Origin of the sequence: Aquamicrobium sp. NLF2-7 (assembly GCF_022359935.1) — a bacterium.
GTDB lineage: Bacteria > Pseudomonadota > Alphaproteobacteria > Rhizobiales > Rhizobiaceae > Mesorhizobium > Mesorhizobium lusatiense.
The window spans coordinates 2,517,714-2,542,496 of the sequence record NZ_JAKSED010000001.1; the positions used below are offsets into that span (position 1 = coordinate 2,517,714).

A 24,783-nucleotide genomic window follows, 5' to 3' on the forward strand; every position below is an offset into this window, starting at 1 on the left:
CCCCATGTCCTATGCACTCCGTTTTCGAATTGGGAGAGCTGACATGCCTGATCGCCGGGTGGTGCAGCTCCTATTCAAGCCTTACGAACGGGTCTGCGTTTTTTTCTGTTTTTTGCCGATCTTTTTTCAGACGGGCGAAATCACCGTCATCAGCGGGCCGACGGTGCGCAGTTTCGCACCGAACGGGCTCACCACCGCTTCCAGTGCGCGGGCAGGATCGCCAAGGTCGAAAACGCCGCTGACCTCGCGCCTGCCGAGCGAAGGATCGGCCAGCAAGACGCGGCCCGGCAACCAGCGCGCGATCTTCGCCACCATGGCCGAGACGGTCTCCTGCTCGGCCACGATCAGGCCTTCGCGCCATGCGGCAACCTGATCCGCCTCGCGCGTGCCCCGCTTCAGAAGGTGCGTGGAGGGGTCGAGGGTGAGCCAGTCTCCTGCCGACAGGCGGGTTGCCTGTGCGGACAGCGCATCGGCGGTTCGTGCCTCCACCATGCCGTGCGAAACGGATACGGAAATGAAACCTGCATCCTGCGAGACATCGAAGGCGGTGCCAACTGCTCTCGCCGTCACCGGCCCCGCGCTGACCATAAAAGGACGATGAGGATTGGGCGCCACCTCGAAGAAGGCCATTCCGGCCAGCAATTCGATCATGCGCTGTGAATCGCTGTAAAGCGTGGCAATGGCGGTATCGGGCCCCAGTGTCGCCATGCTGCCATCCGGAAGGGTAATCTGGCGGATTTCGGCTGTGGTGGTGATGTGGTCGGCCCTGGCATGCAAGAGCGCCAGCGGAACGGCCCAGGTACCGACGGCGACCGCGGCCAGACCTGCCGCACCGCCCATCAACAGTTTGCGGCGCGAAAGCTTGCCGTCCGCGCTTTGTGTGCGCTGGCCGGCCAGTATCTTTCCGGTCATGCCATGGATTTCAGCCACCCGTGTCCACGCAGCGGCATGATGCGGGCTGCGCGCCACCCAGTTGCGAATGGTCTCGACCGAAACGGGATTGGCAGGGTCGTTCTGCAAGCGGATGGCGAGATCGGCTGCCTCAAGAAACAACTGGCGACCATCCGTTTCGTCATTCATGCGGCTCTCCCAATGCCGGTTCAGGGCAAGCAAAAAATGCCCGTAACACCTAATACGGTTAGCGGGCAGAAATTTTCTGCGGAGGCAGGGAAAACTTATCGCACTGCGGAAAGCCGCATGTCGATATGCTCATAGGCATGGCGGATGAGAGACCATGTGCGCGATATGGAAAGATCGAGCTCTGCCGCTACCGCTGCAATGGTCATCGCCTCAAGGCGGTGCATCTCGAAAGCCTTGCGGGTCCGCTCGGGCAATTCGGCAAGCGCGGCCTTCGTAAGGGTGAGCTTTTGCCGGTCGTAGACGATGGTCTCCGCAGAAGGGGCGGTGTCGGCCAGTGCGGCAAACGCCTCCGGGGCGAGGTCCACGAAGGTGACGCGCCGTTCGCGGCGCTGATGGTCGATGCCGAGATTGCGGGCAACGCGGAACAGATAGCCGGCCGGATTGTGCGCGACCGTGCCGCTGGCCGGCGGTGAGACGAGCACGCGCACGAACGTGTCCTGCGTGAGATCGGCGGCGGTCTCTTCTGCTATGCCACGGCGGCGCAGCGATTGGGCAATGTCACGCGCATGCTTCCTGAAAAGATGCTGCAAATCCCACATTGGCAATCTGTTCCTGCTCGTCGAGGGCAGCAGGTGGGACAAAGGGCCGTAACGATGCCCGTCTTTACCGCGCTGTTTCCTGTGCCGCTTCCGGGAACTGGCAGAACAAATCCGGCATTGACCATCGAGACCAGCCAGACCCGGCAAATATGATTTTGTTGATTAATAAACTCATGTTTTTGTGGCAAGATACAAACCGCCCTGTCTCACCGAAAGCGTGAACAATTTGCATATTTGCAACACAAATGAAAAAGGGCGGCGAGGCGCGCGACCTTGCAGACCACGTCACATGCAGGACGAGCGAGCGGCAGCCCGTAACGGCGGCATATGTTGCAGATCGGAGAAAATTTGGTGGAGCCAAGCGGGATCGAACCGCTGACCTCCTGCATGCCATGCAGGCGCTCTCCCAGCTGAGCTATGGCCCCACACCCGGTTTGTTTGCCGGGAGCCGTTTCCGGCTAGGTACCGGGCAAAGCATCTTCACCCGATGTGGGCGGCTTCTAGCGCCGCCCGTTGTGAATAGCAAGCCTCTTCAGCCTGCTTTTTTCATGCCGCGCGCATAAAAACGCGGCATGTGGACATCGTCCCGATCAGATGTCGTCTTCGTCGTCGTCGCCAACGCCGATCATGTCGGAAACGTCGTCGTCGTCACCCTCTTCCTCGTCGGCAAGGAAGGTGTCGTCATCGTCGCCCAGATCGACATCATCGTCGTCGTCGCCGAGATCCGGCAGATCGTCGTCCTTCGAATCACCGTCGGCGTCTTCGAGCGGAACCAGAACGGCGCCATCTTCCTCGGCGTCCAGCTCCTTCTCTGCAACTTCGTCCTCTTCTTCAAGGATCGAAGCCTTGGTGTCCTCGAAATAGGAACGCGGATAGGTCTTGCCCGTATAGGGCGAGACGATCGGATCCTTGTTCAGATCATAGAATTTCTGGCCCGTTTCCGGGTCGATTCGTTTGGTGCCAAGTTCGGATTTTGCCACGACAAGCCTCGTCGAAAAAAGTTTGGTCCCCTTAACGGCTCCTTGCAAGCCTGTCAAAGCCAAATGCCGCCACCGGAAAACCGGAGTTTCCTGCAGCTTACCAAGGGGGATGACCGTCGCATCCGGTCATGATACGAGACCGCCGCGCTCCCTTTGAAATTGCCCGCTAACCGGGATCTTCGCAAGAGGAATAGTCATGTCGCATTCCGCCGCCCCGCAACCGGCCATTGCCCGCCGCTCTTCCGCCCTCCGGGGCGAGGCGCGGGTTCCCGGCGACAAGTCGATTTCGCATCGCTCCTTTATGTTCGGGGGGCTCGCTTCCGGCGAGACGCGCATCACCGGCCTGCTTGAGGGCGAGGATGTGCTGCGCACCGGCGAAGCGATGAAGGCCATGGGCGCCCATATCGAAAAGCAGGGCGACGAATGGATCATTCGCGGCACCGGCAACGGTGCGCTCCTGCAGCCCCAGGGTCCGCTTGATTTCGGCAATGCCGGCACCGGCTCGCGCCTGACCATGGGGCTTGTCGGCACCTATGACATGGAAACCACCTTCATCGGTGACGCGTCGCTGCATTCGCGCCCCATGGGCCGTGTGCTCGATCCGCTGCGCCAGATGGGCGTGCAGGTGCTGAATGCAGCCCCCGGCGATCGCATGCCGCTGACCCTGCGCGGGCCCAAACATGCCGCACCCATCACTTACCGCGTGCCGATGCCGTCGGCGCAGGTGAAGTCGGCGGTGCTGCTGGCCGCGCTCAACACGCCCGGCATCACCACTGTCATCGAGCCAGTGATGACCCGCGACCACACCGAAAAGATGCTGAAGGGTTTCGGCGCCAATATCGATGTGGAAACCGACGAACGCGGCGTGCGCCATATCTTCATCGAGGGGCAGGGCAGGCTTGCCGGCCAGACGATTGCCGTTCCCGGTGACCCGTCCTCGGCCGCGTTCCCGCTGGTTGCGGCCCTGATCGTGCCCGGTTCCGACATCGTCATCCGCAATGTGCTGATGAACCCGACGCGGACGGGCTTGATTCTCACGCTTCAGGAAATGGGTGCCGATATCGAGGTGCAGGACCCGCGCAGCGAGGGTGGCGAGGATGTTGCCGATCTGCGTGTGCGCCATTCGCAGCTGAAGGGCGTCACCGTGCCGGCCGAGCGTGCGCCGTCGATGATCGACGAATATCCGGTGCTGGCCGTTGCCGCCGCCTTTGCGGAAGGCGAAACGCTGATGCAGGGGCTTGAAGAGTTGCGCGTGAAGGAAAGCGACCGGCTTGCGGCAGTCGCTGCCGGTCTGCGCCAGAACCATGTGGACTGCACGGAAGGCGAGGCGACGCTCGCCGTGCGCGGTGTTCCGGGCGGAAAGGGCCTGGGTGGTGGTGAAGCGGTCAGGACCCATCTCGACCATCGCATCGCAATGAGCTTCCTGATCATGGGGCTCGCTGCGGAAAAGCCGGTCACCATCGATGATCTGGCGATGATCGCGACCTCGTTTCCCGAGTTCATGGGCCTGATGACCGGACTTGGAGCGCAGATCGAAGCGGTGGAAGCCGCAGCATGACGGCCGCTCCTCTCGTGATCGCCATCGACGGACCCGCCGCCTCCGGCAAGGGTACGCTGGCGCGGCGGCTGGCCGACTATTACCACCTGCCGCATCTGGATACCGGCCTGACCTACAGGGCGGTCGCCCATATGCTGCTGACGAAGGGCTGGCCGCTGGGTGATGCGCCGCATGCGACAGAGGCCGCGCGTCTCGTCGATCTCGGCGGCCTGGACCGTAACGTGCTCTCCGCCCACGCCGTTGGCGAGGCGGCCTCGAAGATAGCCGTCATCCCCGAGGTGCGGCGCATACTGGTGGACAAGCAGCGCGCCTTCGCCGCGCAGGCTTCCGGTGCCGTGCTGGATGGCCGCGACATCGGCACGGTCGTCTGCCCGGATGCGACGGTGAAGCTTTATGTGACGGCGAGCGCCGAGGTGCGGGCGCGGCGGCGGCTGGCCGAGATCGAGGCGCGTGACGGCACCGGCGATTTCGCCACCATTCTTGCCGATATCGCCCGTCGCGACGAGCGCGACATGGGCCGCGCCGACTCCCCACTGCGGCCTGCCGCCGATGCGCACTTGCTCGATACCAGCGAAATGGATATAGAAACCGCGTTTATTGCCGCCAGATCCATCATTGATGGTATAGTGGCAGCAGAAAGCGAAAGCTGAACGGGATTGTGGACGATATGAAGTCCGCTTCTCATTCGATTTGAGATTAAACTGCCTGCCGGCATTCTACGCGCCGTATTTCGACCGCCCTGTGCGGTCCGGGACCCGAGGGTCCGGAATATCGGTCGGGCAAACGCAACACGAACCCACGGCGCCGCCTCCGGTAAAGAGGCATTTCAGGAGAACATATGTCAGTTTCAAACCCTACTCGCGATGATTTCGCGAGCCTGCTCGAAGAATCTTTTGCCGACGGTCATGCCGGTGAAGGCCAGGTCGTTCGCGGTATCGTCACCGCCATCGAAAAGGACATGGCCATCATCGACGTCGGCCTGAAGGTCGAAGGTCGCGTTCCGCTGAAGGAATTCGGCGCCAAGGCCAAGGACGGCACGCTGAAGGTCGGCGACACCGTCGAGGTCTATGTCGAGCGCATCGAGAACGCGCTGGGCGAGGCCATGCTGTCGCGCGAAAAGGCTCGCCGCGAGGAAAGCTGGGTCCGTCTGGAAGAGAAGTTCGGCAAGGGTGAGCGCGTCGAAGGCGTCATCTTCAACCAGGTCAAGGGCGGCTTCACCGTCGATCTGGACGGCGCCGTCGCCTTCCTGCCGCGTTCGCAGGTCGACATCCGTCCGATCCGCGACGTCACCCCGCTCATGCACAACCCGCAGCCCTTCGAAATCCTCAAGATGGACAAGCGCCGCGGCAACATCGTCGTTTCGCGCCGCACCGTGCTTGAAGAGAGCCGTGCCGAGCAGCGCTCCGAGATCGTCCAGAACCTCGAAGAGGGTCAGGTCGTCGAGGGCGTGGTCAAGAACATCACCGACTACGGTGCGTTCGTTGATCTCGGCGGCATCGACGGCCTGCTGCACGTCACCGACATGGCATGGCGCCGCGTCAACCATCCGACCGAGATCCTCAACATCGGTCAGACGGTCAAGGTGCAGATCATCCGCATCAACCAGGAGACGCACCGCATCTCGCTGGGCATGAAGCAGCTCGAGAGCGATCCGTGGTCCGACATCGGCACCAAGTTCCCGATCGGCAAGAAGATCACCGGCACCGTCACCAACATCACCGACTACGGCGCGTTCGTCGAGCTGGAGCCGGGCATCGAGGGCCTCATCCACGTTTCGGAAATGTCGTGGACGAAGAAGAACGTGCATCCCGGCAAGATCCTGTCCACCTCGCAGCAGGTTGACGTGGTCGTGCTCGAGGTTGATCCGGCCAAGCGCCGCATCTCGCTCGGCCTCAAGCAGACGCTTGAGAATCCGTGGGAAGCTTTCGCCCGCAACCATCCGGTTGGTTCGGAAGTCGAGGGCGAGGTCAAGAACAAGACCGAGTTCGGCCTGTTCATCGGCCTCGAAGGCGATGTCGACGGCATGGTTCACCTCTCCGACCTCGACTGGACCCGTCCGGGCGAGCAGGTCATCGAAGAGTACAACCGTGGCGACATGGTCAAGGCTCAGGTGCTCGACGTCGACATCGACAAGGAGCGCATCTCGCTCGGCATCAAGCAGCTTTCGCGTGACGCGGCCGGCGACGCCGCCGCTTCCGGCGAACTGCGCAAGAACGCCGTCGTGACCTGCGAAGTCACCGGCGTGAAGGATGGCGGTCTGGACGTTCGTCTGGTCGAAAGCGGTCTGGAAAGCTTCATCAAGCGCTCCGACCTGTCGCGCGACCGTGACGAGCAGCGCCCCGAGCGCTTCACCGTCGGCCAGAAGGTCGATGCCCGCGTCATCGTCTACGACAAGAAGAGCCGCAAGGTTCAGGTGTCGATCAAGGCGCTGGAAATCGCCGAGGAGAAGGAAGCCGTCGCTCAGTACGGTTCTACCGACTCCGGCGCTTCGCTGGGCGACATTCTGGGCGCCGCGCTGAAGAAGCAGACCAACTAAGACGTTGTGTCTTCCGGCTCCGCCGTTTGCGGCGGAGTTCGGGGCTGAATAAAAAAAGACCCGCCGGAGCGATCCGGCGGGTCTTTTTTTACTGTCCTTGCAGTTCGGGCTGGTCTTCAGGACTGACCGTAGAGCGGAATAAGAGCGCCGCTCATCGCCTCGTTGGCGGGGGCGACCAGATAGGCGATCGTCGCGGCCACGGTCTCGAGGCTGACCCATTTGCCGAAGTCCGCATCCGGCATCGCCGCCCGGTTGGCAGGCGTGTCCAGAATGGAAGGTGCGATCGCGTTGACCAGAATGTTGCGGGCCTTGACCTCTTCGGCCAGCGACACCGTCATGGCGGCAACTGCCGCCTTGCTGGTGGTGTAGGCGACCATGCCCGAACCGCGGCGCGGGTTTAGGCCGGGCTTGGCGGCGACATTGACGATGCGGCCACCCTTGCCGCGTGCCATCATGCTGCGCACCGCTGCCCGGCAGCAGAAGAAGCTGGTGTGGACGTTGGTTTCCAGAAGCTCCTCGAAGGACGCGGATTCGGTCTTGTCGATTGGCGCGGCACCGAAACCGCCGGCCAGATGGATGGATGCCCAAAGATCATTCACGCCCGCATAAAAGGCATCCACGGTCTTGGCGTCGGCCAGATAGATGTTGTGGCTCAGCCTGACATTAGGATGAGTGGCATAGGGAAAATGCGCGGGCGGTTCCGCGTGGGTATTGGGCACATGGCAGATAGCGCCCTGCTCAATGAGTCTGCCGACGACGACGCTGCCCAGCGCCCCGGTGCCGCCGGTCACGATAATATGTTTTCCGTCAAATGGTCCCGACATCAGCGATTGATCTCTCCTCACCCCTCACGTCATCACCAGGCCGAAGCAATTTGTTTCCGGATCGGTTCGACGCCCAATAAAAATGCTGAAACAACCATTGCTGATCCGTCAGGATGCAAGGTGCTCAGCGCATCCGCACAGCGTTGCGCGTTTTTGTGCATCACTCAAATGCTATTTCGTTGAGCCTGCCTTGCCTTTTCGCATGGCGGATGGCCACTTTTTTGAAACGCACTGTCACCGGGCTGAACCTTGCTTTCTCACTCAACTTTATTTCATTTGACCGTGAAGAGGGCTTCAGGCGTTAGGAGCGCCTCCGCAACAGGAAGAAAATTTATGTCCATCACCACCGAAAACGGGCGTCCGCGCCTGATCATTCCCGGCCTCGGCAGCATCTATGCAGCGCTTCACGAAGGCTCGGAAACCCTGCTCCGCGTCGTCACCGGCGGCATCCTTGCCATCCATGGCTCGTCCAAGATCGTCGATCCGTTCGGAGCTGCCGAAATGGTTCAGGGGCTCGGCTTCTATCCCGGCGCCTTCTGGTCCCTGCTTCTGTCGTGCACCGAGTTCTTCGGCGGCATCTTCCTCCTGCTCGGCTTCCTGACCCGTCCGTCGGCCTTTGCTGGGCTGATCGTACTGCTGGTCACCGTGTGGTTCCACTGGGTCACCATCGGTCAGGGCTATGCGGGCGCCGAGAAGTCGATCCTGTGGTCGGCGATGCTTTTCTACTTCGTCATCCGTGGTCCGAACCGCCATTCCGTGGATGCACGGCTGGGCAAGGCGTTCTGATCCACTGCGATCGGTGGGAGCGACCACCGATCGCACTTTGCCTCGGCCAAGAAACGGACTATGAAGCGGCTTCAGCCAAGCCCCGGCGGTGCCGGGGCGCATAGCCGGAGCCCGTCATGACAGAAATCCTGCAAACTCCCAAACTCGTGGTCGTTTTCGGTGGGTCTGGATTCGTAGGAAGGCACGTCGTGCGCGCGCTGGCGCGGCGCGGCTATCGCGTCCGCGTCGCCTGCCGCCGCCCCGACCTTGCCGGACATCTCCAGCCGCTAGGCAATGTCGGCCAGATTCAGGCCGTTCAGGCCAATCTGCGGTTCCGCAAGTCTGTCGATCAGGCGGTGATCGGGGCCGATCATGTGATCAACCTCGTCGGCATCCTGACCGAGAGCGGACGCCAGAAATTCGGTTCGGTGCATGAATTCGGCGCCCGTGCCGTGGCTGAGGCCGCCCGTGGCGTCGGCGCACGTCTCACCCATGTTTCAGCGCTCGGAGCCGACATGCAGTCTCCGTCCGCTTATGCCCGCACCAAGGCGCGAGGCGAAAAGGCGGTTCGGGACACTGTGCCCGATGCCACTATCTTCCGGCCCTCCATCATTTTTGGTCCCGAAGATCGCTTCTTCAACCGCTTTGCCGCCATGACCCGCTATTCACCGGCGCTGCCGCTGATCGGTGGCGGTGAAACGCGGTTCCAGCCCGTCTATGTCGCCGATGTGGCAGAAGCGGTGGCGCTGTCGGTCGATGGTGTTGCCGTTGCCGGCAGCACCTATGAGCTTGGCGGTCCGGTGGTGGCCAGCTTCCGCCAGTGCCTGGAAGAAATGCTTGCCGTGGTCGAGCGCAAGCGCCTGCTGGTTCCGCTGCCATGGTGGGTGTCGAAACTGGCCGCTTCGTTCCTTGGCCTTCTGCCGAAGCCCCTGCTGACCCGCGATCAGCTTGAGCAGCTGCGCTCCGACAACGTCGTATCGCAGGGAGCCGAAGCTGAAGGACGCACGCTTTCAGGTCTCGGCATCGAGGCGCAGTCGATGGCCACCATATTGCCGAGCTATCTGTGGCGTTTCCGCGCCGCCGGCCAGTTCCAGCGCCGCCAGACGGCCTGAGGCAAATATAGCAGGCAGCATCAGGGCTGACGGAGTTTCCGTCAGCCGACGATGTAGAGGGCGGCGAGGCCGACCGTGCCCACCACCAGCCGCCACCAGCCGAACAGCTTGTAGCCGTGGCGACTGACATAGCCGAGCAGGCCGCGCACCACGATCACGGCAGCGAAGAAGGCGGCGATGAAGCCGACGCCGATGATGTGCAGGTCGGACGCGGAAAGCGCATTCCAGTTCTTGTAGAGATCAAGCGTGAACGCGCCGAGCATCGTCGGCATGGCGAGGAAGAACGAGAATTCCGCAGCTGCGCGCTTGTCCGCGCCCATTAGCAGGCCACCGACGATGGTGGCGCCGGAGCGCGAGGTGCCGGGGATCATGGCAAGGCACTGGAAAAATCCGATCTTGAGATAGAGCGACAGCGGGAACTGGCTCACCTCATGATATTTCGGCTTGAGATCGAGCTTGTCGATCCACAGAAGCACGATGCCGCCCAGGATAAGCATCACGCAGATCAGCTTCGGCGTCTCGAACAGCACCGACTTGATGAAGCCATGCGCCATGACGCCGATGATGGCGGCGGGCAGAAAGCCGATGGCGAGGCCGACAAGCATGCGCACCGCCGGATCGTCGGGAAGCTGGGGCGGCAGGAAGAGATTCGGACGCCTGCGCCGGACGAGGGCGGAAACGAACTCGAAGGCGCAGCCGCCCATCCAGATCAGTGCCGCAATCACGCCAACGATCACCTCTCCGATGACCTTGAAGCGATCAGGTCTCTTCAGAAATGCCCAGAAGCGGGCGGCATAGACCGACAATATGGCGAGGATGGCGCCAAGCTGAATCAGCACCTCGAAGGCCTTGCCCGTGGATTCGAAGCCGAGAAAGTGCCCTGCAAGCAGGATATGGCCCGTGGAGGAGACCGGAATGAACTCGGTCAGGCCCTCCAGCAGTCCAAGCAGAAGGGCTTCGATGATCGTCTGGTTTTCCATGAGTGTGGATGATCCCAGTTTGCTTGTCAGAACGGCGTTCTGACCCTATAGCTCGCAAAGCTTGACAGTCCGTTGGTTTGGACCGCCATGACTTACCGGCGCGGATATCGATTCGCCAGTGCGCTTTTTTGACCCAAGAGACCATGCTGACGCTTTTTCATCATCCGATGTCCGCTGCCTGCCGCTTCGTCCGACTTGCCTTCGGCGAGTATGGCGAGGAACTGGCTCTTGTCGAAGAGAACCCATGGTCGCGTCGCCGGGAGTTCCTCGCGCTCAATCCGGCCGGCACATTGCCGATCCTGCTGGCCGAGGGCGATGTGCCGATCATAGGTGCGACCGTCATTGCCGAATATCTGGACGAAACGCGCGGCGTCCTGAAACGCGAACGGCGGCTTTTTGCCGAAAACCCCATGGACCGTGCCGAAATCCGCCGGCTGGTCGACTGGTATCTGGTCAAGACCGAGAGCGAAGTGACGCGCCATCTGGTGCGCGAGCGGGTGCTGAAGCCGCTGATGCCGGAGGCCGCCGGCGGCGGTTCGCCCGATTCGGCGGCCATCCGTGCAGCCCGCGCCAACATCCGCCAGCACCTGAAATACACCAACTGGCTGGCGGGAACGCGCCACTGGCTGGCGGGTTCGCGCATCACCTATGCCGACTTCGCCGCCGCTGCCGCCTTCTCGGTTCTGGATTATCTGGGCGAGATCGACTGGCGCGAGCAGAACGCGGCCCGCGACTGGTACATGCGGGTGAAATCGCGCCCTTCCTTCCGACCCCTGCTTTCTGACAGGGTGCGCGGTCTGGCGCCGGTGTCCCATTATGCGGACCTTGATTTCTGACCGGGGGACTTCTCGCACGGGCACTTCCGGCGCCGGCAAGCTGCGGGCGCTGATCGACAGGGAAGCCTCGCGCGCCGGCTTCGACCTGTGTGCCGTCACCTCGCCGGATGCGATACCCAAAGCCCCGGAACGGCTGGCGCAGTTCGTCGCCGACGGCTTCCACGGCTCCATGGACTGGATCGCCGAGACGCTGGAACGCCGCGCCAGCCCCAGCGTGCTGTGGCCGGAGGTGCGTTCCATCATCGTTCTGGCCATGAACTACGGGCCGGACCATGATCCGCGCGGCATCCTGAAGCTGCGCGACAGGGCTGCCATCTCCGTCTACGCCCGCAACCGCGACTATCACGACGTGATGAAGGGGCGGCTGAAGGAGATTGCCGGCAAGATCGTCGCCCGCGCCGGCGGCGACGTGAAGGTGTTCGTCGACACCGCACCGGTCATGGAAAAGCCGCTTGCCGAAGCGGCGGGGCTTGGCTGGCAGGGCAAGCACACCAATCTGGTCAGCCGCACCCATGGTTCCTGGCTGTTTCTGGGCTCCATCTTCACCACGGCCGAGCTGGAGCCGGACACGCGCGACACCGACCGCTGCGGGTCCTGTCGCGCCTGCATGGACGCCTGCCCGACCAATGCCTTTCCGGTGCCCTACAGGCTCGATGCCCGCCGCTGCATTTCCTATCTCACCATTGAGAACAAGGGGCCGATCCCGCCGGAGTTTCGCGAGGCGATGGGCAACCGCATCTATGGCTGCGACGACTGCCTTGCCGCCTGCCCCTGGAACAAGTTCGCGCAGACCGCTTCCGAGGCGAAGCTTGCGGCCCGCGCCGATCTGCGCGAGCCGAAGCTGGCAGACCTTCTGGAGCTTGACGACGCCGGCTTTCGCGCCTTCTTCTCAGGGTCGCCGATCAAGCGCATCGGCCGCGACCGTTTCATCCGCAACGTGCTGATCGCCGCCGGCAATTCCGGCGAGCCGGGGCTTGCCGGAGCGGTGCGGGAGCTGATCGCAGATGCCTCGCCGCTGGTGCGGGGCGCTGCCGTCTGGGCGCTGTCGCGGCTGGTTTCGGCTGAAGATTTTGCTGTGCTGGCAGGAGAGAGACTGCCCGTCGAAGCCGACCCGCAGGTTCGTGAAGAATGGCGCCCCGTCAAAGGCGCATGGGCAGATGCCTCCTGAGGCGCTGCGAGCGTACGTTTACTTTTCCGCTCCCAGTGCTTAAAAACCAGTCTGCAATTCAGGGGCATTACGATGAACAAGGTCGAAATCTCAGACAGATAAGCCGCAACAGCTTGCTTTTGCTGTTGCGGCCTTTGCCCGACCATCTCCCTTCGCGTCAGCAAGGCCGCCGCCGATTGAACCCGATTAGCGGATAAGCCTTCATGTCTTCCAATCTTTCCAGATCGTGGAGCTACACGTTCCCGTGGGCGCTCGCCCTTATGGCGCCTTTCGACATCCTCGCCTCGCTGGCGATGGATATTTACCTGCCGGTTATTCCGGAAATGCCGACAGCACTTGGCACCAGTCCAGCCGTCATCCAGCTCACGCTCAGCCTTTACATGGTCATGCTGGGTGCCGGGCAGATCGTATTTGGCCCCTTGTCCGATCGCCTCGGCCGCAGGCCGGTTCTGCTCGGCGGGGCCGTGGTCTTCAGCCTGGCTTCGCTGGCGCTGGCATTCACCGCAAACGCCTGGGTCTTTGTGGGGCTGCGCTTCGTGCAGGCCTGTGGGGCTTCGGCGGCGCTGGTGGCCATGTTCGCCACCGTGCGCGACGTTTATGCCGATACCGATGATGGCCGCATCATCTACAGCCTGTTCGGCGCCATCCTCGCCTTCGTGCCTGCGATCGGGCCGGTTGCGGGGTCTCTCATAGCCGTGACTTTCGGCTGGAGGGCGATCTTCCTGTTTCTGGCGGTCGCGGGGATGGCGGCTTTGGTGCCGGCCATATTCGGCTGGCACGAAACGCATCGGCCTTCGCGACAGGCCCGGCAGGGTCGCTTCGGCTATGTGCTGCGCGACAGGACATTCTGGGTCTATACGCTTGGCTATGGCAGCGCCATGGGCACCTTCTTCGTGTTCTTCTCGACGGCACCGCGCGTGCTGATCGACAAGGCAGGCCTCACCCGGATGCAATTCAGCCTCGCCTTTGCCAGCGTGGCCGTGGTCATGATCCTTGCAACCCGGATCGTGCCGCGCATGGCCGGGCGCTGGGGCAACGCGCGCGGCCTGACCTGCGGCATGGTCCTGCTGGTCACTTCGGCGGGGGCTCTGCTCATCGGCCCGTTCTGGGCCTCCTCGCCCGTGGCCGCATTCATTCTGCCCATGTGGGTGGCTGCGGTCGGGATCGTCTTTACCGTGTCTGTCAGCGCCAACGGAGCGCTGCAATCCTTCGGGGATCAGGCCGGAACGGCGGTCGGGCTCTATTTCTGCATCCAGAGCCTGATTGTCAGCCTGATCGGCACCGCCTTCGTGGTGCTTCTGGATGGAGCGAGTGTGTGGCCGCTGGCCGGTTTCGCCACCTTCATGCCGCTCGTGACCCTTGCAGCGCTGGCGTTGCTCCCGCGGCACCCTCGTTAAACCAGCCTTGCCCGGTTCCGCGCCTGATCACGCGGGGCCGGGTGGCTGCTTGCGCAGCGGCAGGCAACAGGGCTACCAACGGCGATCAGCGATCGGAGCCGGTGCAACATGACTGTCGGACAGGTTTTCATCTTTGGCGCCGGCTATTCGGCCCGTGCCTTCGCCGGCCTGTGCGGGCCGGACGTTTCCGTCTGGGGCACGACGCGCTCGCGCGAAAAATTCGATCTGCTGCGCTCCTGCGGCATCAGCCCGCTGCTGTTCGAGGGCGAACTGATCCCGGAAGTCGTCACGCGGCTCAAGGAAACGACACATCTCGTCGTCTCGGTCGCGCCGGGCGAGGACGGCGATCCCGTGCTGAATGCCGCGCGCGCGACGATCGCCAGCGCCATGCCGCACCTGCGCTGGATCGGCTATCTCTCCACGGTCGGCGTTTATGGCGACCATGGCGGCGCGTGGGTGGACGAGACGACGCCGTGCCGGCCGGTATCGCGCCGCTCGGTCCTGCGTGTCGATGCCGAGCAGCAATGGCTGGAGCTTGGCCGGACGATCGGCATCCCGATCGCGATCCTGCGTCTGGCCGGCATCTACGGCCCCGGCCGCAACGCCTTCATCAATCTGCGTGACGGCACGGCACGGCGTCTGGTCAAGCCGGGACAGGTCTTCAACCGCATCCATGTCGCCGACATTGCCGGCGCGCTGGCGCATCTGGCGGGACAGGACAGGGGCGGCATCTTCAACGTCACCGATGATGAGCCGGCCCCGCCGCAGGAGGTGGTAAGCTACGCGGCTTACCTGATGGGCGTTCAACCTCCGCCGGAAGTGCCGTTCGATCAGGCCGAGCTGACGCCGATGGCACGATCTTTCTATGGCGAGAACAAGCGTGTTTCCAACAGGGCGCTCAGGGCGGCGGGGTATGATTTCCGTTTCCCGGACTATCGGGCCGCACTGCGCGCGCTGTGGGATGACGGCAACTGGAGCGAAGGCTTATCGCGCAGCAAAATGCGTTTGCCTTGATCGCGGCACAGTTCCCGACATTATGTGATTCGCGAATTTGCGGTGCAGGGCACCGGACCGGAGGCAGGCCATGCGGAAAATCTGGACGAGAATGATGAAGGGCGCTGCGGCGATTGCCGCGTTTTCCATGCTCGTCTCCGCACTTCCACAGCAGGCCGGCGCGCAGGAACTGGCCAAGGACCTGTTCGGCTCGCACCGGTTGCCCGCTGCGACGAAGCCCCAATCCATCGGTTTCTATTCCAAGGGCTGCTTTTCCGGCGGTGTCGCCATCGCCACGGATGGGCCGACATGGCAGGCCATGCGCCTGTCGCGCAATCGCCGCTGGGGCCACCCGGCAATGATCTCGCTGATCGAGAAGTTCTCGCGCGACGCGGTGCAGGATGGCTGGCCGGGGCTTTTGCTGGGCGACGTTTCGCAGCCGCGCGGTGGCCCCATGCTCACCGGCCATGCCTCGCACCAGATCGGGCTCGATGCTGACATTTGGTTCACGCCCATGCCGGACCGCCGCCTGACGCCGCAGGAGCGTGAGAACATGTCGGCCGTGTCGCTCATCGATCCGAAAACCCGCAGGGTGATCGAAAAGCGCTGGACGCCGGCCCATGCCCGCCTGCTGAAGCGTGCCGCAAGCTACGGGGAGGTCGAGCGCATCCTCGTCCATCCCGGCATCAAGAAGAAGCTCTGCGACACGGTGACGGGAGACCGCACATGGCTGCGCAAGATCCGGCCGTTCTGGGGCCATGACTATCATTTCCACATCCGCATCGGATGCCAGCCGGGTTCCCCGGATTGCAAGCGTCAGGAAACGGTGGCGGCGGGCGAAGGCTGCGACAAGTCGCTGGCATGGTGGTTCACGGAAGAGCCGTGGCGGCCCAACAAGAACCCCGATGCGCCGAAGGCCCGCGACGTCATGACCATGGCGTCCCTGCCGAAGGCCTGCCTCGCCGTGCTGCAGGCGCCGGATCCGCTTTCGCTGGCGTCCGTCACCTATCCCGGCGGTGGTCCAGCGACAATCTCGAGGGCCGATCCGATTGCGGCGCTGGCGTCATCCGGTGGTCTGCCGGCCGCGGCGAGTGCTTTTGCGCCGACGCCCGAAATCGGCGTGCCGGTGCCTTTCCCACGCCCGGTCAACTGACACGCAGGCTGGAAATCGTCACGATCGCCGTTGTTAAATCGTTTTAACCGGCGACGAAAACCCGTTTTCCTTTTTCAGGCCATGCGCTAAACCGCATGGCAACGAATGAGAGTCCGGGGATTGCGATGACGGATTCAGATGCTGGGGCAATGCGTTTCGCATTTCCGGTGCTGATCGGTGACATAGGCGGCACCAATGCCCGGTTCTGCGTCGTTCGCGATGAAACGGCAGAGGCGGGCGAGCCTTTCATCGTCAGGACGGCCGATTTTGCCAGCGTCGACGACGCGATCCGCGCCACGGTGCTGCAGGATGCTTCGCTGCGACCGCGCACGGCCATTCTGGCTGTCGCAGCCCCGATCGAGGGCGATGACATTCCTCTCACCAACTGCCCGTGGATCATCCGTCCGAAGCGCATGCTGGCCGATCTGGGGCTGGACGATGTGGTGTTGCTCAACGATTTCGAGGCGCAGGCACTGGCTGTCGTGGCCCTCGGCCCTGAACACATGGAAAAAATCGGCGGCGGTGAGCCCGAGCCGGGTGCGGCGCGGGTGGTGCTGGGGCCGGGCACGGGGCTCGGTGTCGCCGGTCTCGTCCATGCCTTTGGCGGCTGGGTGCCGGTGCCGGGCGAGGGCGGGCATGTCGATCTGGGGCCGCGCACGGCGCGCGACTACGAGGTGTTTCCCCATCTGGAAACGATCGACGGTCGTGTCTCGGGCGAGGATGTGCTGTGCGGGCGTGGTCTGGTCAATCTCTATCGGGCTATTGCGCGCGCCGACGGCAGGCAGATTGCGCTGACCAACCCCTCCGACATCACTGCCGCCGGGCTGGCGCGAAGCGACGCCATCGCCGCCGAAACGCTGGACATGTTCGCCACGCTGCTTGGGCGCGTTGCCGGCGACATGGCGCTGGTGTTCAAGGCACGGGGTGGTGTGTTCCTCAGTGGCGGCATTGCACAGAAGATCGTGCCCGCGCTGAAAGCCGGAAGCTTTCGCGCCGCCTTCGAGGACAAGGCGCCCCACAATGCACTGATGCGCAGGATCCCCGCCTGTGTCGTCAGCCACCCGCTTGCCGCCCTTGCCGGGCTGGCCGCTTTCGCCCGGGCGCCAGCGGGTTTCGGTGTCGAAACGCAGGGGCGGCGCTGGCGGGTGTGACCGGGAGATGCCCCCGCCATTTTTCAGCACCGACCATAGGCAAACGCCCACAAAAGCTCTAATAGGGTGCCGGGCGCCATCCGGCGTTCTCAGACGCAGATATACGCAGCGGATCGTGTTTTGACCGTCGGCAAGAAAAGCAACAAGCCCGAGCCCGGTGAAGTCATCGCCGTTCTGAAGCGTATCTTCGCTGAGAACGGCCGTGAGTATGTCGGACACTATACCCTCACCGTCATCTGCCTGCTGATCTCGGCCGCCACCGCCGGCCTTGCCGCCTGGATCATGCAGCCACTGGTCGACGAGATTTTCGTGGCGCAGCGCTATGATCTGGCGCCTGTGATCTGCGGCGGCATCATCGCCATCTTCCTGATCCGCGGTCTGGCCACCTACGGCTATTCGGTCACGCTGGCGAAGATCGGCAATAATGTCGTGGCGCGCTACCAGAAGCGGATCTTCCAGCATCTGATGCGGCTCGGCGTCGATTTCTTCAGCGACACCCGCTCGGGCAGGCTGGCTGCGCGCATCAACGAGAATGTCGCCGGCATCCGCGATCTGATGAGCATGACGCTGCGCGCCGTTGCCGGCGATCTGGTCACGCTGATCGGCCTGATCGGGGTGATGGTCTGGCAGCAGCCCTATCTCGCGGCCTCGATCCTGATTATCGGTCCGCCGCTGGTGTGGGCGGTGAATTATATCATGCGCCGCGTCAGGAGCGTGACGCGCGAATCCGTCAACATCAATTCGCATCTGATCGGCGCCATGCAGGAAGCCGTTCAGGGCATCGCCGTGGTCAAGGCCTTCACCATGGAGGATCAGCTTTCGGCACGAATCGGCCAGTTGGTTGATCAGGCGGAAGGCCGCTACAACAAGATCGCCCGCGTTTCCGAGCGGCTCGGGCCGATCACCGAAAGCCTTGCCGGCTTCGCCGTGGCAAGCGTCATCGGCTACGCGTCCTACAAGGCCTCCACAACCAATCACCCGCCGGGCGATGTGCTGGCCTTCATCACCGCATTGCTTCTGGCCTATGATCCGGCCCGCCGGCTGGCGCGCACGCAGGTTAATGTCGAGCGCGCTCTGGTCAATGCGCGCATGATCTATGAAATCCTCGACCTTGAGCCGAGGCAGGGCGACGCGCCCGATGCGGCGACGCTTTCGGTCCGGCAGGGCGAGGTCCGCTTCGAGGACGTGTCGTTCTCCTATGCGGCCGGGCAGCCCGTGCTGCATGGGGTGAGCTTCACCGCCGCACCGGGCAGAACCACGGCCATCGTCGGCGCTTCGGGGGCAGGCAAGTCCACGCTGGTGGCGTTGCTGCAGCGCTTCTACGATGTGGACGGCGGGTCGATCACCATCGACGGGCAGGACGTGGCCGCCGTGACCAAGCAGTCGCTGCGCCGGTCGATCGCCTATGTCTCGCAGCAGCCCTATCTGTTCGAGGGCTCGATCCGTGACAACATCCGCTATGGCCGTCCGGACGCCACCGATGCGGAAATCGAGCTGGCCGCACGGCTTGCCGCGGCCGATGACTTCATCCGCCAGCAGCCGCAGGGCTATGACACAGAGATCGGCGAGAATGGCGCGACCCTTTCCGGCGGCCAGCGCCAGCGCGTGTCGATCGCGCGCGCCATGGTGCGCAATGCGCCGATCCTGCTGCTCGACGAGGCGACATCCGCACTCGACAATGAATCCGAAGCGCGTGTCCAGCAGGCGCTGAACGAGGCGATGCGCGGCCGCACCACCATCGTGATCGCCCACAGGCTGTCGACCGTGGTGAATGCCGACCACATCGTCGTGCTCGATCAGGGCAGGGTGGTGGAGCAGGGCACCCACAAGGGCCTGATGGCTGACCCGGGCAGTGTCTATGCCCGCTTCTTCCGCTATCAGGGCGACAACGGGCTGGGTCTTGTCGGGGACGGAACAGAAGCGGACGGCACCGAACTGGAAGTAAAGGGAAGCGACATATGAGCGATATGGGTCTGGTCGTCGTCGGCGCAGCCGGCCGCATGGGGCTGGCGCTGGTGCGCGCTGTCCAAGAAACCGCTGGCGCGCGCGTCGTTGCGGCCATCGAGCGGCCGGGTTCGGAAGCGATCGGCAAGGACATCGGCGAACTGGCCGGCCTTGGCCCCAGCGGCGTGAAAGTCAGCGATGACCCGCTGGCAGCCTTCGCGAAGGCCGACGGCGTGCTCGATTTCACGGTGCCGGCGGCCAGCGTGGAATTCGCCGGCTATGCCGCGCAGGCGCGCATCGTGCATGTGCTCGGCACCACAGGCTTTTCAGCGGATGACAACGCCCGCATTGAAGCTGCGGCGCGTCACGCCACCATCGTGAAGTCCGGCAATATGAGCCTCGGCGTCAATCTGCTGGCGGTGCTGGTGGAACAGGCGGCGCGTGCGCTGGCTGCCGGGGATTTCGATATCGAGATTCTGGAAATGCATCATCGCCACAAGGTCGATGCGCCCTCCGGCACGGCCCTTCTGCTGGGCGAGGCTGCTGCGGCCGGACGCGGCATTCCGCTCTCCGGCAACGATGTGCGGGTGCGCGATGGCCATACCGGTCCCCGCGACACCGGCAGCATCGGCTTTGCCTCGCTGCGCGGCGGTTCGGTGCCGGGCGATCATTCGGTGATCCTCGCCGGCAATGGCGAGACGATCACCCTTTCCCATCACGCGCAGGATCGGGCGATCTTCGCGCGCGGTGCGGTGAAGGCCGCATTGTGGGCGCGCGGCAGGAAGCCCGGCCTCTATTCGATGCGCGACGTGCTCGGCCTCTGAGCCGGACCGTTTCGCGGCAACGCAACTGTTAAGGAGCAAACATGTCCGGAACCCTCGTGCTCGTGCGTCATGGTCAGAGCGAATGGAACCTGAAGAACCTGTTCACCGGCTGGCGCGACGTCGATCTGACCGAGCAGGGCCATGGCGAGGCGCGCGCTGCCGGACAGAAGCTGAAGGAGCGCGGGCTGAAGTTCGACATCGCCTTCACCTCCGATCTGCAGCGCGCCCAGAAGACGTGCCAGCACATTCTCGACGCTGTCGGCCAGAGCGATCTGGAGACGGTTCGCAATCAGGCGCTTAACGAGCGCGACTATGGCGATCTCGCCGGCCTCAACAAGGACGATGCCCGCGACAAGTGGGGCGAGGATCAGGTGCATGTGTGGCGCCGCTCCTACGATGTTCCCCCTCCCGGCGGCGAGAGCCTGAAGGATACCGGCGCGCGCGTCTGGCCCTACTATCTGCACGACATGCAGCCGCATGTGCTGCGCGGCGAAACGGTTCTGGTCGCCGCCCACGGCAATTCGCTGCGCGCCCTCATCATGGCGCTGGACGGGCTGACGGGTGAAGAGGTGGTGAAGGTGGAACTGGGCACCGGCGTGCCGATCATCTACCGCCTGAACGCCGATTCCACCGTGGCGTCTAAAGAGATTCTCGACCGCTGAAAGCAGCCTTGCTGAAGCAATGAACCGAAGCGCGGCCGGCGAAACTGAAACATCGCCGGTCGCTCTTTTTTGCGAGTGAGGCGCGTCACGAGTGGAGGGCGATCGCAAAGAGGCGCGACCATCAGTCGTGGACGGTCCAGAAAATGTCCTGAGAGGGGAACAGTGGTGCCCAGGGACGGAATTGAACCGCCGACACTGCGATTTTCAGTCGCATGCTCTACCAACTGAGCTACCTGGGCCGATCTCGGCAGGGCATGAAAACTCTGCGAGAGCGCGTGGGTTATAGCACGAGATTCTCGGCTGTCCAGCCGCCTTGAGGCTATTTGCTGCCTCTTTTCTTCGCTTTGTCGCCCTGCCTGTCGAATTCTGCATGGCGTGTCACAACGAGATACTTCCAACCTGCTGGAATAAAAGCAGAAAATGGCCGCGCCGCAGTCTCCCGGCCCTTGAAAAGCCGCTATTGGAGGTTAGCTTTTCAGCCATGTGCATGGAAACTTTCATACGAATGACGAGGCTTGCCGGCAAAGCACGGCATATGGCCCGGGGCGAAGCGACTGAATCCTGACGGCCGCGCTCTTTTCGCACCGGGACAAGCCTGAAAGCGGCTCATTCCCCGCAGCGCCTTGCGTTGCTCAGAAGGAGCATTTCCATGATTTTCATTCAGAACGACCCCGTTTGCAGAGGCTGCAATCGCGATCTGCCGCGCGCGGCATCGCGCTGTCCGTGGTGCTTTACGCCGGTCCCGTACGGGGGAGGCGGGCCGCGCAGGCCCGTCCATCATGTGTCGCCGATGAGGTGGTGAGGCGGCGGCCTCAGCCCTTCTTCTCGAAATGGCCGCCGAAGGCCAGCCGCATGGCGGAAAGCAGCTTCTCGGCATAGACCGAATGGCCCTGCGAGGCGAAGCGGCTGTAGAGGGCCGACGACAGCACCGGCGTTGGCACGCCGGTGTCGATGGCGGCCTTCACCGTCCAGCGCCCTTCGCCGGAATCCGAGACGCGCCCGCCGAACTGCGACAGTTCGGAATCGTCGGCCAGCGCATCGGCCGTCAGGTCGAGCAGCCATGAGCTGATGACGCTGCCGTGACGCCACACTTCCGCGACCTGCCCGACATCGATGTCGAACTGATAATATTGCGGTTCGGAAAGCGGGCTGGTCTCGGCGTCTGCGCTGCGTTCCTGCTTGCCGGCATTGGCGGCTTTCAGGATGTTGAAGCCCTCGGCATAAGCGGCCATCATGCCGTATTCGATGCCGTTATGGACCATCTTGACGAAGTGGCCGGCACCGCTCGGGCCGCAATGCAGATAGCCGCGCGCAGCGGTTCCGGGCGCGCTGTCATCGCCGCCGGGGGCGAGCGTGGCGAAGACGGGATCGAGCTGGCGCACCGCCTCGTCCGGCCCGCCGATCATCAGGCAATAGCCGCGCTCCAGCCCGTGCACGCCGCCGCTGGTGCCGACATCGACGAAGCTGATCTGTTGCGCCGCGAGGCGCGCGGCAAGATCGACCGCGTCGCGGTAATTGGAATTGCCGCCGTCGATGATGGTGTCGCCGGGCTCCATGAGGGCGGCGAGCTGCTCCACCACGCCGCCGGTGATGGCGGCCGGAAGCATCAGCCAGATGTGGCGCGGCTTGTCGAGCTTTGCGACCAGCTCCTCCATGGACGAAGCGCCGACAGCTCCTTCGCTCGCAAGCGCCGCGACGCTCTTGGGGTCGATGTCGTGGACGACGCATTCATGACCTGCGCGCATCAGCCTGCGCACCATGTTGCCGCCCATACGGCCGAGGCCCATCATTCCGATCTGCATGACCAGCATCCTTTGGCAATGCCGCCGGCGAAACCGTGCCGGGGCCAGATTTGACTCCCGAACCCCCTGCTTATTTGCGTCGCATCGCCTCTGCAAGGGCAGCGCCGAATGCGCCCTGCTGGGGTGTGCCTTGACCGGCCCGGTCGGGTTTTGGCTTGGCTGCGGAATGGGAGCCGCGCCGGCCCGTATTGTCTCGGGCATCGTCATTGTGACGCCGCTCGTGCTGCGGGGCTCCGCCATCCTTGCGCATGGAAAGCCCGATGCGCTTGCGCTTCACGTCCACCTCGACCACGCGCACCTTCACCACGTCGCCCGCTTTCACCACTTCATGCGCATCCTTGATGAAGCGGTCGGCAAGCTGCGAGACATGCACCAGACCGTCCTGATGCACGCCGATGTCGACGAAGGCGCCGAAGGCCGCGACATTGGTGACGGTGCCTTCCAGAAGCATGCCGGGCTTCAGGTCCTTGATGTCGTCGACGCCCTCGGTGAAAGTCGCGGTGCGGAAGCTGGGTCGCGGGTCGCGGCCGGGTTTCTCCAGTTCGGAAATGATGTCGCGCACAGTCGGCAGGCCGAAGCGCTCGTCTGCGAAGACGCGCGGATCGAGCGCCTTCAGAGCAGCACTATCGCCCATCAGCGCGCGCACGTCCCGGCCGCAGGCCGCCACGATCTTCTTGGCGACGTCATAGGCTTCCGGGTGAACGGCAGACGCGTCGAGCGGCTCGGAACCGTCTGGAATGCGCAGGAAGCCGGCGCATTGCTCGAAGGCGCGGGGCCCGAGGCGCGCCACCTTCAGCAGTTCCTTGCGGGTGGCGAAGGGCCCGTTGAGATTACGGTGCAGCACGATGGCTTCGGCCAGCGAGGTGCCGAGGCCCGACACCCGCGCCAGCAGCGGGGCCGACGCCGTGTTGAGATCGACGCCCACCGCGTTCACGGCATCCTCGACCACGGCGTCCAGCGTCTTTGACAGCCGGAACTGGTCGACATCGTGCTGGTACTGGCCGACGCCGATAGATTTCGGCTCGATCTTGACCAGTTCCGCCAGCGGGTCCTGAAGGCGGCGGGCGATGGAGACCGCGCCTCGCAGCGACACGTCTAGATCGGGGAATTCGGCTGCCGCCGTGGACGATGCCGAATAGACTGAAGCGCCGGCCTCCGAGACGATGACCTTGGTGGGCTTCGATGCCGTGCCGGAAGCTGGCATATCTGACAGCATGTCGGCAACCAGCCGCTCCGTTTCGCGGCTGGCGGTGCCGTTGCCGATGGCGATCAGCTCCACGCCGTGTTTGCGGATCAGCGACGACAATTCCGCCTGTGCGCCGCGCAGATCGTTGCGCGGCTGGAACGGATAGACCGTGCTGGTGGCGAGCACCTTGCCGGTGCCATCGACCACGGCGACCTTCACACCTGTGCGGATGCCCGGATCGAGGCCCATGGTCGCGCGCGAGCCGGCGGGGGCTGCCAGCAGAAGATCCTTGAGGTTGCGGCCGAAGACGTGGATCGCCGCTTCCTCGGCCCGCTCACGCAGGTCGCGCATCAGGTCGAGCGACAGGTGCAGCGACAGCTTCACGCGCCACGTCCAGCCAGCCACTTCGGCGAGCCAGAGATCGCCCGGAAGCGTGCGGCCGATGGCATATGCGTCGCAGATCATGCGCACGGTGGGGCGCATCGGCGAGGTGTCGTCGGCATCGACTTCTATGTCGAGCGACAGCACCTCCTCGTTGCGGCCGCGCAGCATGGCGAGCGCCCGGTGGCTGGGCACGCCGGACCAGCGCTCAAAATGATCGAAATAGTCGGAGAATTTTGCACCCTCTTCCTGCTTGCCGTCCACCACGCGGGATCGCAGCACGGCGCGTTCGTGCATGTAGCCGCGCAGGCGGCCGACGAGGTCGGCGTTCTCCGAAAACTGCTCGGCGATGATGTCGCGCGCGCCCTCAAGTGCTGCCTTCACGTCCGCCACCTCGTCGGTGATGTAGGCGGCGGCCAGATCGGCCGGCACGGCGGCGCGGTCGGCAAGGATCGCTTCCGCCAGCGGGCCAAGGCCGCGCTCGCGGGCGATTTCAGCCTTGGTGCGGCGCTTCGGCTTATAGGGAAGATAAATGTCCTCAAGCTCGGCCTTGGTGGCGGCGCCTGCGATCTTGTCTTCCAGGTCCGGCGTCAGCTTTCCCTGCTCGCGGATGGACGACAGGATGGTGTCGCGCCTTGCATCCATCTCGCGCAGATAGGCAAGCCGCTCCGAAAGCGTGCGCAATTGCGTGTCGTCCAGCCCGCCTGTCGCTTCCTTGCGGTACCGGGCGACGAAGGGCACGGTCGCCCCGTCGTCCAGCAGCGTGATCGCGGCGGCGGCCTGATCGGGCCGTGCGTTGATCTCGGCGGAAATGATCGCTGCGATGCGCTTGATGTCGGTCTTCATGCCTGT

General features: G+C 63.7%; 21 protein-coding genes and 2 tRNA genes. 14 read left to right on the plus strand and 9 right to left on the minus strand.

Features of this window, described 5'->3' with window-relative positions; all coding sequences use genetic code 11:
• Window positions 1–126: 126 nt before the first annotated feature.
• From MIC97_RS12375 to MIC97_RS12390, 4 genes are all read right to left on the minus strand, one after another.
• A complete protein-coding gene (locus MIC97_RS12375) occupies window positions 127–1,080 on the minus strand; it encodes a FecR domain-containing protein (protein WP_239800269.1) in 954 nt (317 codons plus the stop codon).
• A gap of 95 nt (window positions 1,081–1,175) precedes the next feature.
• Window positions 1,176–1,679: an RNA polymerase sigma factor gene (locus tag MIC97_RS12380; protein WP_239800270.1), complete on the minus strand. Its 504-nt coding sequence runs from the start codon at window positions 1,677–1,679 to the stop codon at window positions 1,176–1,178.
• 349 nt (window positions 1,680–2,028) lie between these two features.
• Window positions 2,029–2,104: transfer RNA gene (locus MIC97_RS12385), tRNA-Ala, on the minus strand.
• Between the two features lie 165 nt (window positions 2,105–2,269).
• Window positions 2,270–2,659 (minus strand): TIGR02300 family protein, encoded by a 390-nt coding sequence (locus MIC97_RS12390; RefSeq protein WP_239800271.1) that lies wholly within the window; start codon window positions 2,657–2,659, stop codon window positions 2,270–2,272.
• Between the two features lie 196 nt (window positions 2,660–2,855).
• Between MIC97_RS12390 and aroA the strand changes: the two genes are divergently transcribed.
• The 3 genes from aroA (at window position 2,856) to rpsA (ending at window position 6,753) form a co-directional block, all read left to right on the plus strand.
• Window positions 2,856–4,217, plus strand: coding sequence for a 3-phosphoshikimate 1-carboxyvinyltransferase (gene aroA / locus MIC97_RS12395; protein WP_239800272.1), 1,362 nt, complete (start codon window positions 2,856–2,858; stop codon window positions 4,215–4,217).
• Window positions 4,214–4,867: a (d)CMP kinase gene (cmk, locus tag MIC97_RS12400; protein ID WP_239800273.1), complete on the plus strand. Its 654-nt coding sequence runs from the start codon at window positions 4,214–4,216 to the stop codon at window positions 4,865–4,867. The genes aroA and cmk overlap by 4 nt, the downstream gene beginning before the upstream one ends.
• Window positions 4,868–5,055: 188 nt before the next feature.
• Window positions 5,056–6,753 carry a 30S ribosomal protein S1 gene (gene rpsA, locus MIC97_RS12405; protein WP_183826580.1) on the plus strand — a complete coding sequence of 566 codons (1,698 nt, stop codon included), beginning with the start codon at window positions 5,056–5,058 and terminating at the stop codon, window positions 6,751–6,753.
• A gap of 116 nt (window positions 6,754–6,869) precedes the next feature.
• Here the strand turns inward: rpsA and MIC97_RS12410 are convergent, their stop codons facing one another.
• Window positions 6,870–7,577 (minus strand): SDR family NAD(P)-dependent oxidoreductase, encoded by a 708-nt coding sequence (locus MIC97_RS12410; RefSeq protein WP_239800274.1) that lies wholly within the window; start codon window positions 7,575–7,577, stop codon window positions 6,870–6,872.
• 333 nt (window positions 7,578–7,910) lie between these two features.
• Here MIC97_RS12410 and MIC97_RS12415 point away from each other — a divergent pair, with 333 nt between their 5' ends.
• Together MIC97_RS12415 and MIC97_RS12420 are read left to right on the plus strand one after the other, a co-directional pair.
• Window positions 7,911–8,363 (plus strand): DoxX family protein, encoded by a 453-nt coding sequence (locus MIC97_RS12415; protein WP_239800275.1) that lies wholly within the window; start codon window positions 7,911–7,913, stop codon window positions 8,361–8,363.
• 116 nt (window positions 8,364–8,479) lie between these two features.
• Window positions 8,480–9,454 (plus strand): complex I NDUFA9 subunit family protein, encoded by a 975-nt coding sequence (locus tag MIC97_RS12420; protein WP_239800276.1) that lies wholly within the window; start codon window positions 8,480–8,482, stop codon window positions 9,452–9,454.
• Between the two features lie 41 nt (window positions 9,455–9,495).
• Here MIC97_RS12420 and MIC97_RS12425 read toward each other — a convergent pair whose 3' ends face one another.
• On the minus strand, window positions 9,496–10,434 hold the full coding sequence (locus MIC97_RS12425) for an undecaprenyl-diphosphate phosphatase (protein WP_183826592.1): 939 nt from the start codon (window positions 10,432–10,434) through the stop codon (window positions 9,496–9,498).
• A 143-nt stretch (window positions 10,435–10,577) separates the two neighbouring features.
• On the opposite strand from MIC97_RS12425, the gene MIC97_RS12430 reads away from it, so the two are divergent.
• From MIC97_RS12430 to MIC97_RS12470, 9 genes are all read left to right on the plus strand, one after another.
• Window positions 10,578–11,270: a glutathione S-transferase family protein gene (locus MIC97_RS12430; protein ID WP_239800277.1), complete on the plus strand. Its 693-nt coding sequence runs from the start codon at window positions 10,578–10,580 to the stop codon at window positions 11,268–11,270.
• A complete protein-coding gene (queG, locus tag MIC97_RS12435; RefSeq protein WP_239800278.1) occupies window positions 11,251–12,438 on the plus strand; it encodes a tRNA epoxyqueuosine(34) reductase QueG in 1,188 nt (395 codons plus the stop codon). Before MIC97_RS12430 ends, queG begins: the two co-directional genes overlap by 20 nt.
• A 203-nt stretch (window positions 12,439–12,641) precedes the next feature.
• Window positions 12,642–13,835 carry a CmlA/FloR family chloramphenicol efflux MFS transporter gene (gene cml / locus MIC97_RS12440; protein WP_239800279.1) on the plus strand — a complete coding sequence of 398 codons (1,194 nt, stop codon included), beginning with the start codon at window positions 12,642–12,644 and terminating at the stop codon, window positions 13,833–13,835.
• Between the two features lie 108 nt (window positions 13,836–13,943).
• Window positions 13,944–14,849: an SDR family NAD(P)-dependent oxidoreductase gene (locus MIC97_RS12445; RefSeq protein ID WP_239800280.1), complete on the plus strand. Its 906-nt coding sequence runs from the start codon at window positions 13,944–13,946 to the stop codon at window positions 14,847–14,849.
• 127 nt (window positions 14,850–14,976) lie between these two features.
• Window positions 14,977–15,981: a penicillin-insensitive murein endopeptidase gene (gene mepA, locus MIC97_RS12450; protein ID WP_239801123.1), complete on the plus strand. Its 1,005-nt coding sequence runs from the start codon at window positions 14,977–14,979 to the stop codon at window positions 15,979–15,981.
• A 125-nt stretch (window positions 15,982–16,106) separates the two neighbouring features.
• Window positions 16,107–17,132 carry a glucokinase gene (locus MIC97_RS12455; RefSeq protein ID WP_239800281.1) on the plus strand — a complete coding sequence of 342 codons (1,026 nt, stop codon included), beginning with the start codon at window positions 16,107–16,109 and terminating at the stop codon, window positions 17,130–17,132.
• Between the two features lie 120 nt (window positions 17,133–17,252).
• Window positions 17,253–19,094, plus strand: coding sequence for an ABC transporter ATP-binding protein (locus MIC97_RS12460; protein ID WP_239800282.1), 1,842 nt, complete (start codon window positions 17,253–17,255; stop codon window positions 19,092–19,094).
• Window positions 19,091–19,900 carry a 4-hydroxy-tetrahydrodipicolinate reductase gene (dapB, locus tag MIC97_RS12465; RefSeq protein ID WP_239800283.1) on the plus strand — a complete coding sequence of 270 codons (810 nt, stop codon included), beginning with the start codon at window positions 19,091–19,093 and terminating at the stop codon, window positions 19,898–19,900. Before MIC97_RS12460 ends, dapB begins: the two co-directional genes overlap by 4 nt.
• Before the next feature lie 41 nt (window positions 19,901–19,941).
• Window positions 19,942–20,562, plus strand: coding sequence for a 2,3-bisphosphoglycerate-dependent phosphoglycerate mutase (locus MIC97_RS12470; RefSeq protein WP_239800284.1), 621 nt, complete (start codon window positions 19,942–19,944; stop codon window positions 20,560–20,562).
• Window positions 20,563–20,725: 163 nt separating this feature from the next.
• Here the strand turns inward: MIC97_RS12470 and MIC97_RS12475 are convergent.
• The 3 genes from MIC97_RS12475 to MIC97_RS12485 form a co-directional block, all read right to left on the minus strand.
• Window positions 20,726–20,801 (minus strand) — tRNA-Phe (locus tag MIC97_RS12475).
• Between the two features lie 573 nt (window positions 20,802–21,374).
• A complete protein-coding gene (gene gnd, locus MIC97_RS12480) occupies window positions 21,375–22,460 on the minus strand; it encodes a phosphogluconate dehydrogenase (NAD(+)-dependent, decarboxylating) (protein ID WP_239800285.1) in 1,086 nt (361 codons plus the stop codon).
• Window positions 22,435–24,777: a Tex family protein gene (locus MIC97_RS12485; RefSeq protein ID WP_239800286.1), complete on the minus strand. Its 2,343-nt coding sequence runs from the start codon at window positions 24,775–24,777 to the stop codon at window positions 22,435–22,437. Before MIC97_RS12485 ends, gnd begins: the two co-directional genes overlap by 26 nt.
• Window positions 24,778–24,783: the final 6 nt, after the last annotated feature.

Bases quoted from the DNA above. Each gene is read 5' to 3' on its own strand.
- rpsA (WP_183826580.1), top strand. From the start codon at position 5,056: ATGTCAGTTTCAAACCCTACTCGCGATGATTTCGCGAGCCTGCTCGAA.
- MIC97_RS12425 (WP_183826592.1), bottom strand. From the start codon at position 10,434: ATGGAAAACCAGACGATCATCGAAGCCCTTCTGCTTGGACTGCTGGAG.
- mepA (WP_239801123.1), top strand. From the start codon at position 14,977: ATGCTCGTCTCCGCACTTCCACAGCAGGCCGGCGCGCAGGAACTGGCC.
- aroA (WP_239800272.1), top strand. From the start codon at position 2,856: ATGTCGCATTCCGCCGCCCCGCAACCGGCCATTGCCCGCCGCTCTTCC.
- MIC97_RS12455 (WP_239800281.1), top strand. From the start codon at position 16,107: ATGACGGATTCAGATGCTGGGGCAATGCGTTTCGCATTTCCGGTGCTG.
- MIC97_RS12380 (WP_239800270.1), bottom strand. From the start codon at position 1,679: ATGTGGGATTTGCAGCATCTTTTCAGGAAGCATGCGCGTGACATTGCC.
- cml (WP_239800279.1), top strand. From the start codon at position 12,642: ATGTCTTCCAATCTTTCCAGATCGTGGAGCTACACGTTCCCGTGGGCG.
- MIC97_RS12410 (WP_239800274.1), bottom strand. From the start codon at position 7,577: ATGTCGGGACCATTTGACGGAAAACATATTATCGTGACCGGCGGCACC.
- MIC97_RS12485 (WP_239800286.1), bottom strand. From the start codon at position 24,777: ATGAAGACCGACATCAAGCGCATCGCAGCGATCATTTCCGCCGAGATC.
- cmk (WP_239800273.1), top strand. From the start codon at position 4,214: ATGACGGCCGCTCCTCTCGTGATCGCCATCGACGGACCCGCCGCCTCC.
- MIC97_RS12415 (WP_239800275.1), top strand. From the start codon at position 7,911: ATGTCCATCACCACCGAAAACGGGCGTCCGCGCCTGATCATTCCCGGC.
- MIC97_RS12420 (WP_239800276.1), top strand. From the start codon at position 8,480: ATGACAGAAATCCTGCAAACTCCCAAACTCGTGGTCGTTTTCGGTGGG.
- MIC97_RS12430 (WP_239800277.1), top strand. From the start codon at position 10,578: ATGCTGACGCTTTTTCATCATCCGATGTCCGCTGCCTGCCGCTTCGTC.
- MIC97_RS12470 (WP_239800284.1), top strand. From the start codon at position 19,942: ATGTCCGGAACCCTCGTGCTCGTGCGTCATGGTCAGAGCGAATGGAAC.
- MIC97_RS12375 (WP_239800269.1), bottom strand. From the start codon at position 1,080: ATGAATGACGAAACGGATGGTCGCCAGTTGTTTCTTGAGGCAGCCGAT.
- queG (WP_239800278.1), top strand. From the start codon at position 11,251: ATGCGGACCTTGATTTCTGACCGGGGGACTTCTCGCACGGGCACTTCC.
- dapB (WP_239800283.1), top strand. From the start codon at position 19,091: ATGAGCGATATGGGTCTGGTCGTCGTCGGCGCAGCCGGCCGCATGGGG.
- MIC97_RS12445 (WP_239800280.1), top strand. From the start codon at position 13,944: ATGACTGTCGGACAGGTTTTCATCTTTGGCGCCGGCTATTCGGCCCGT.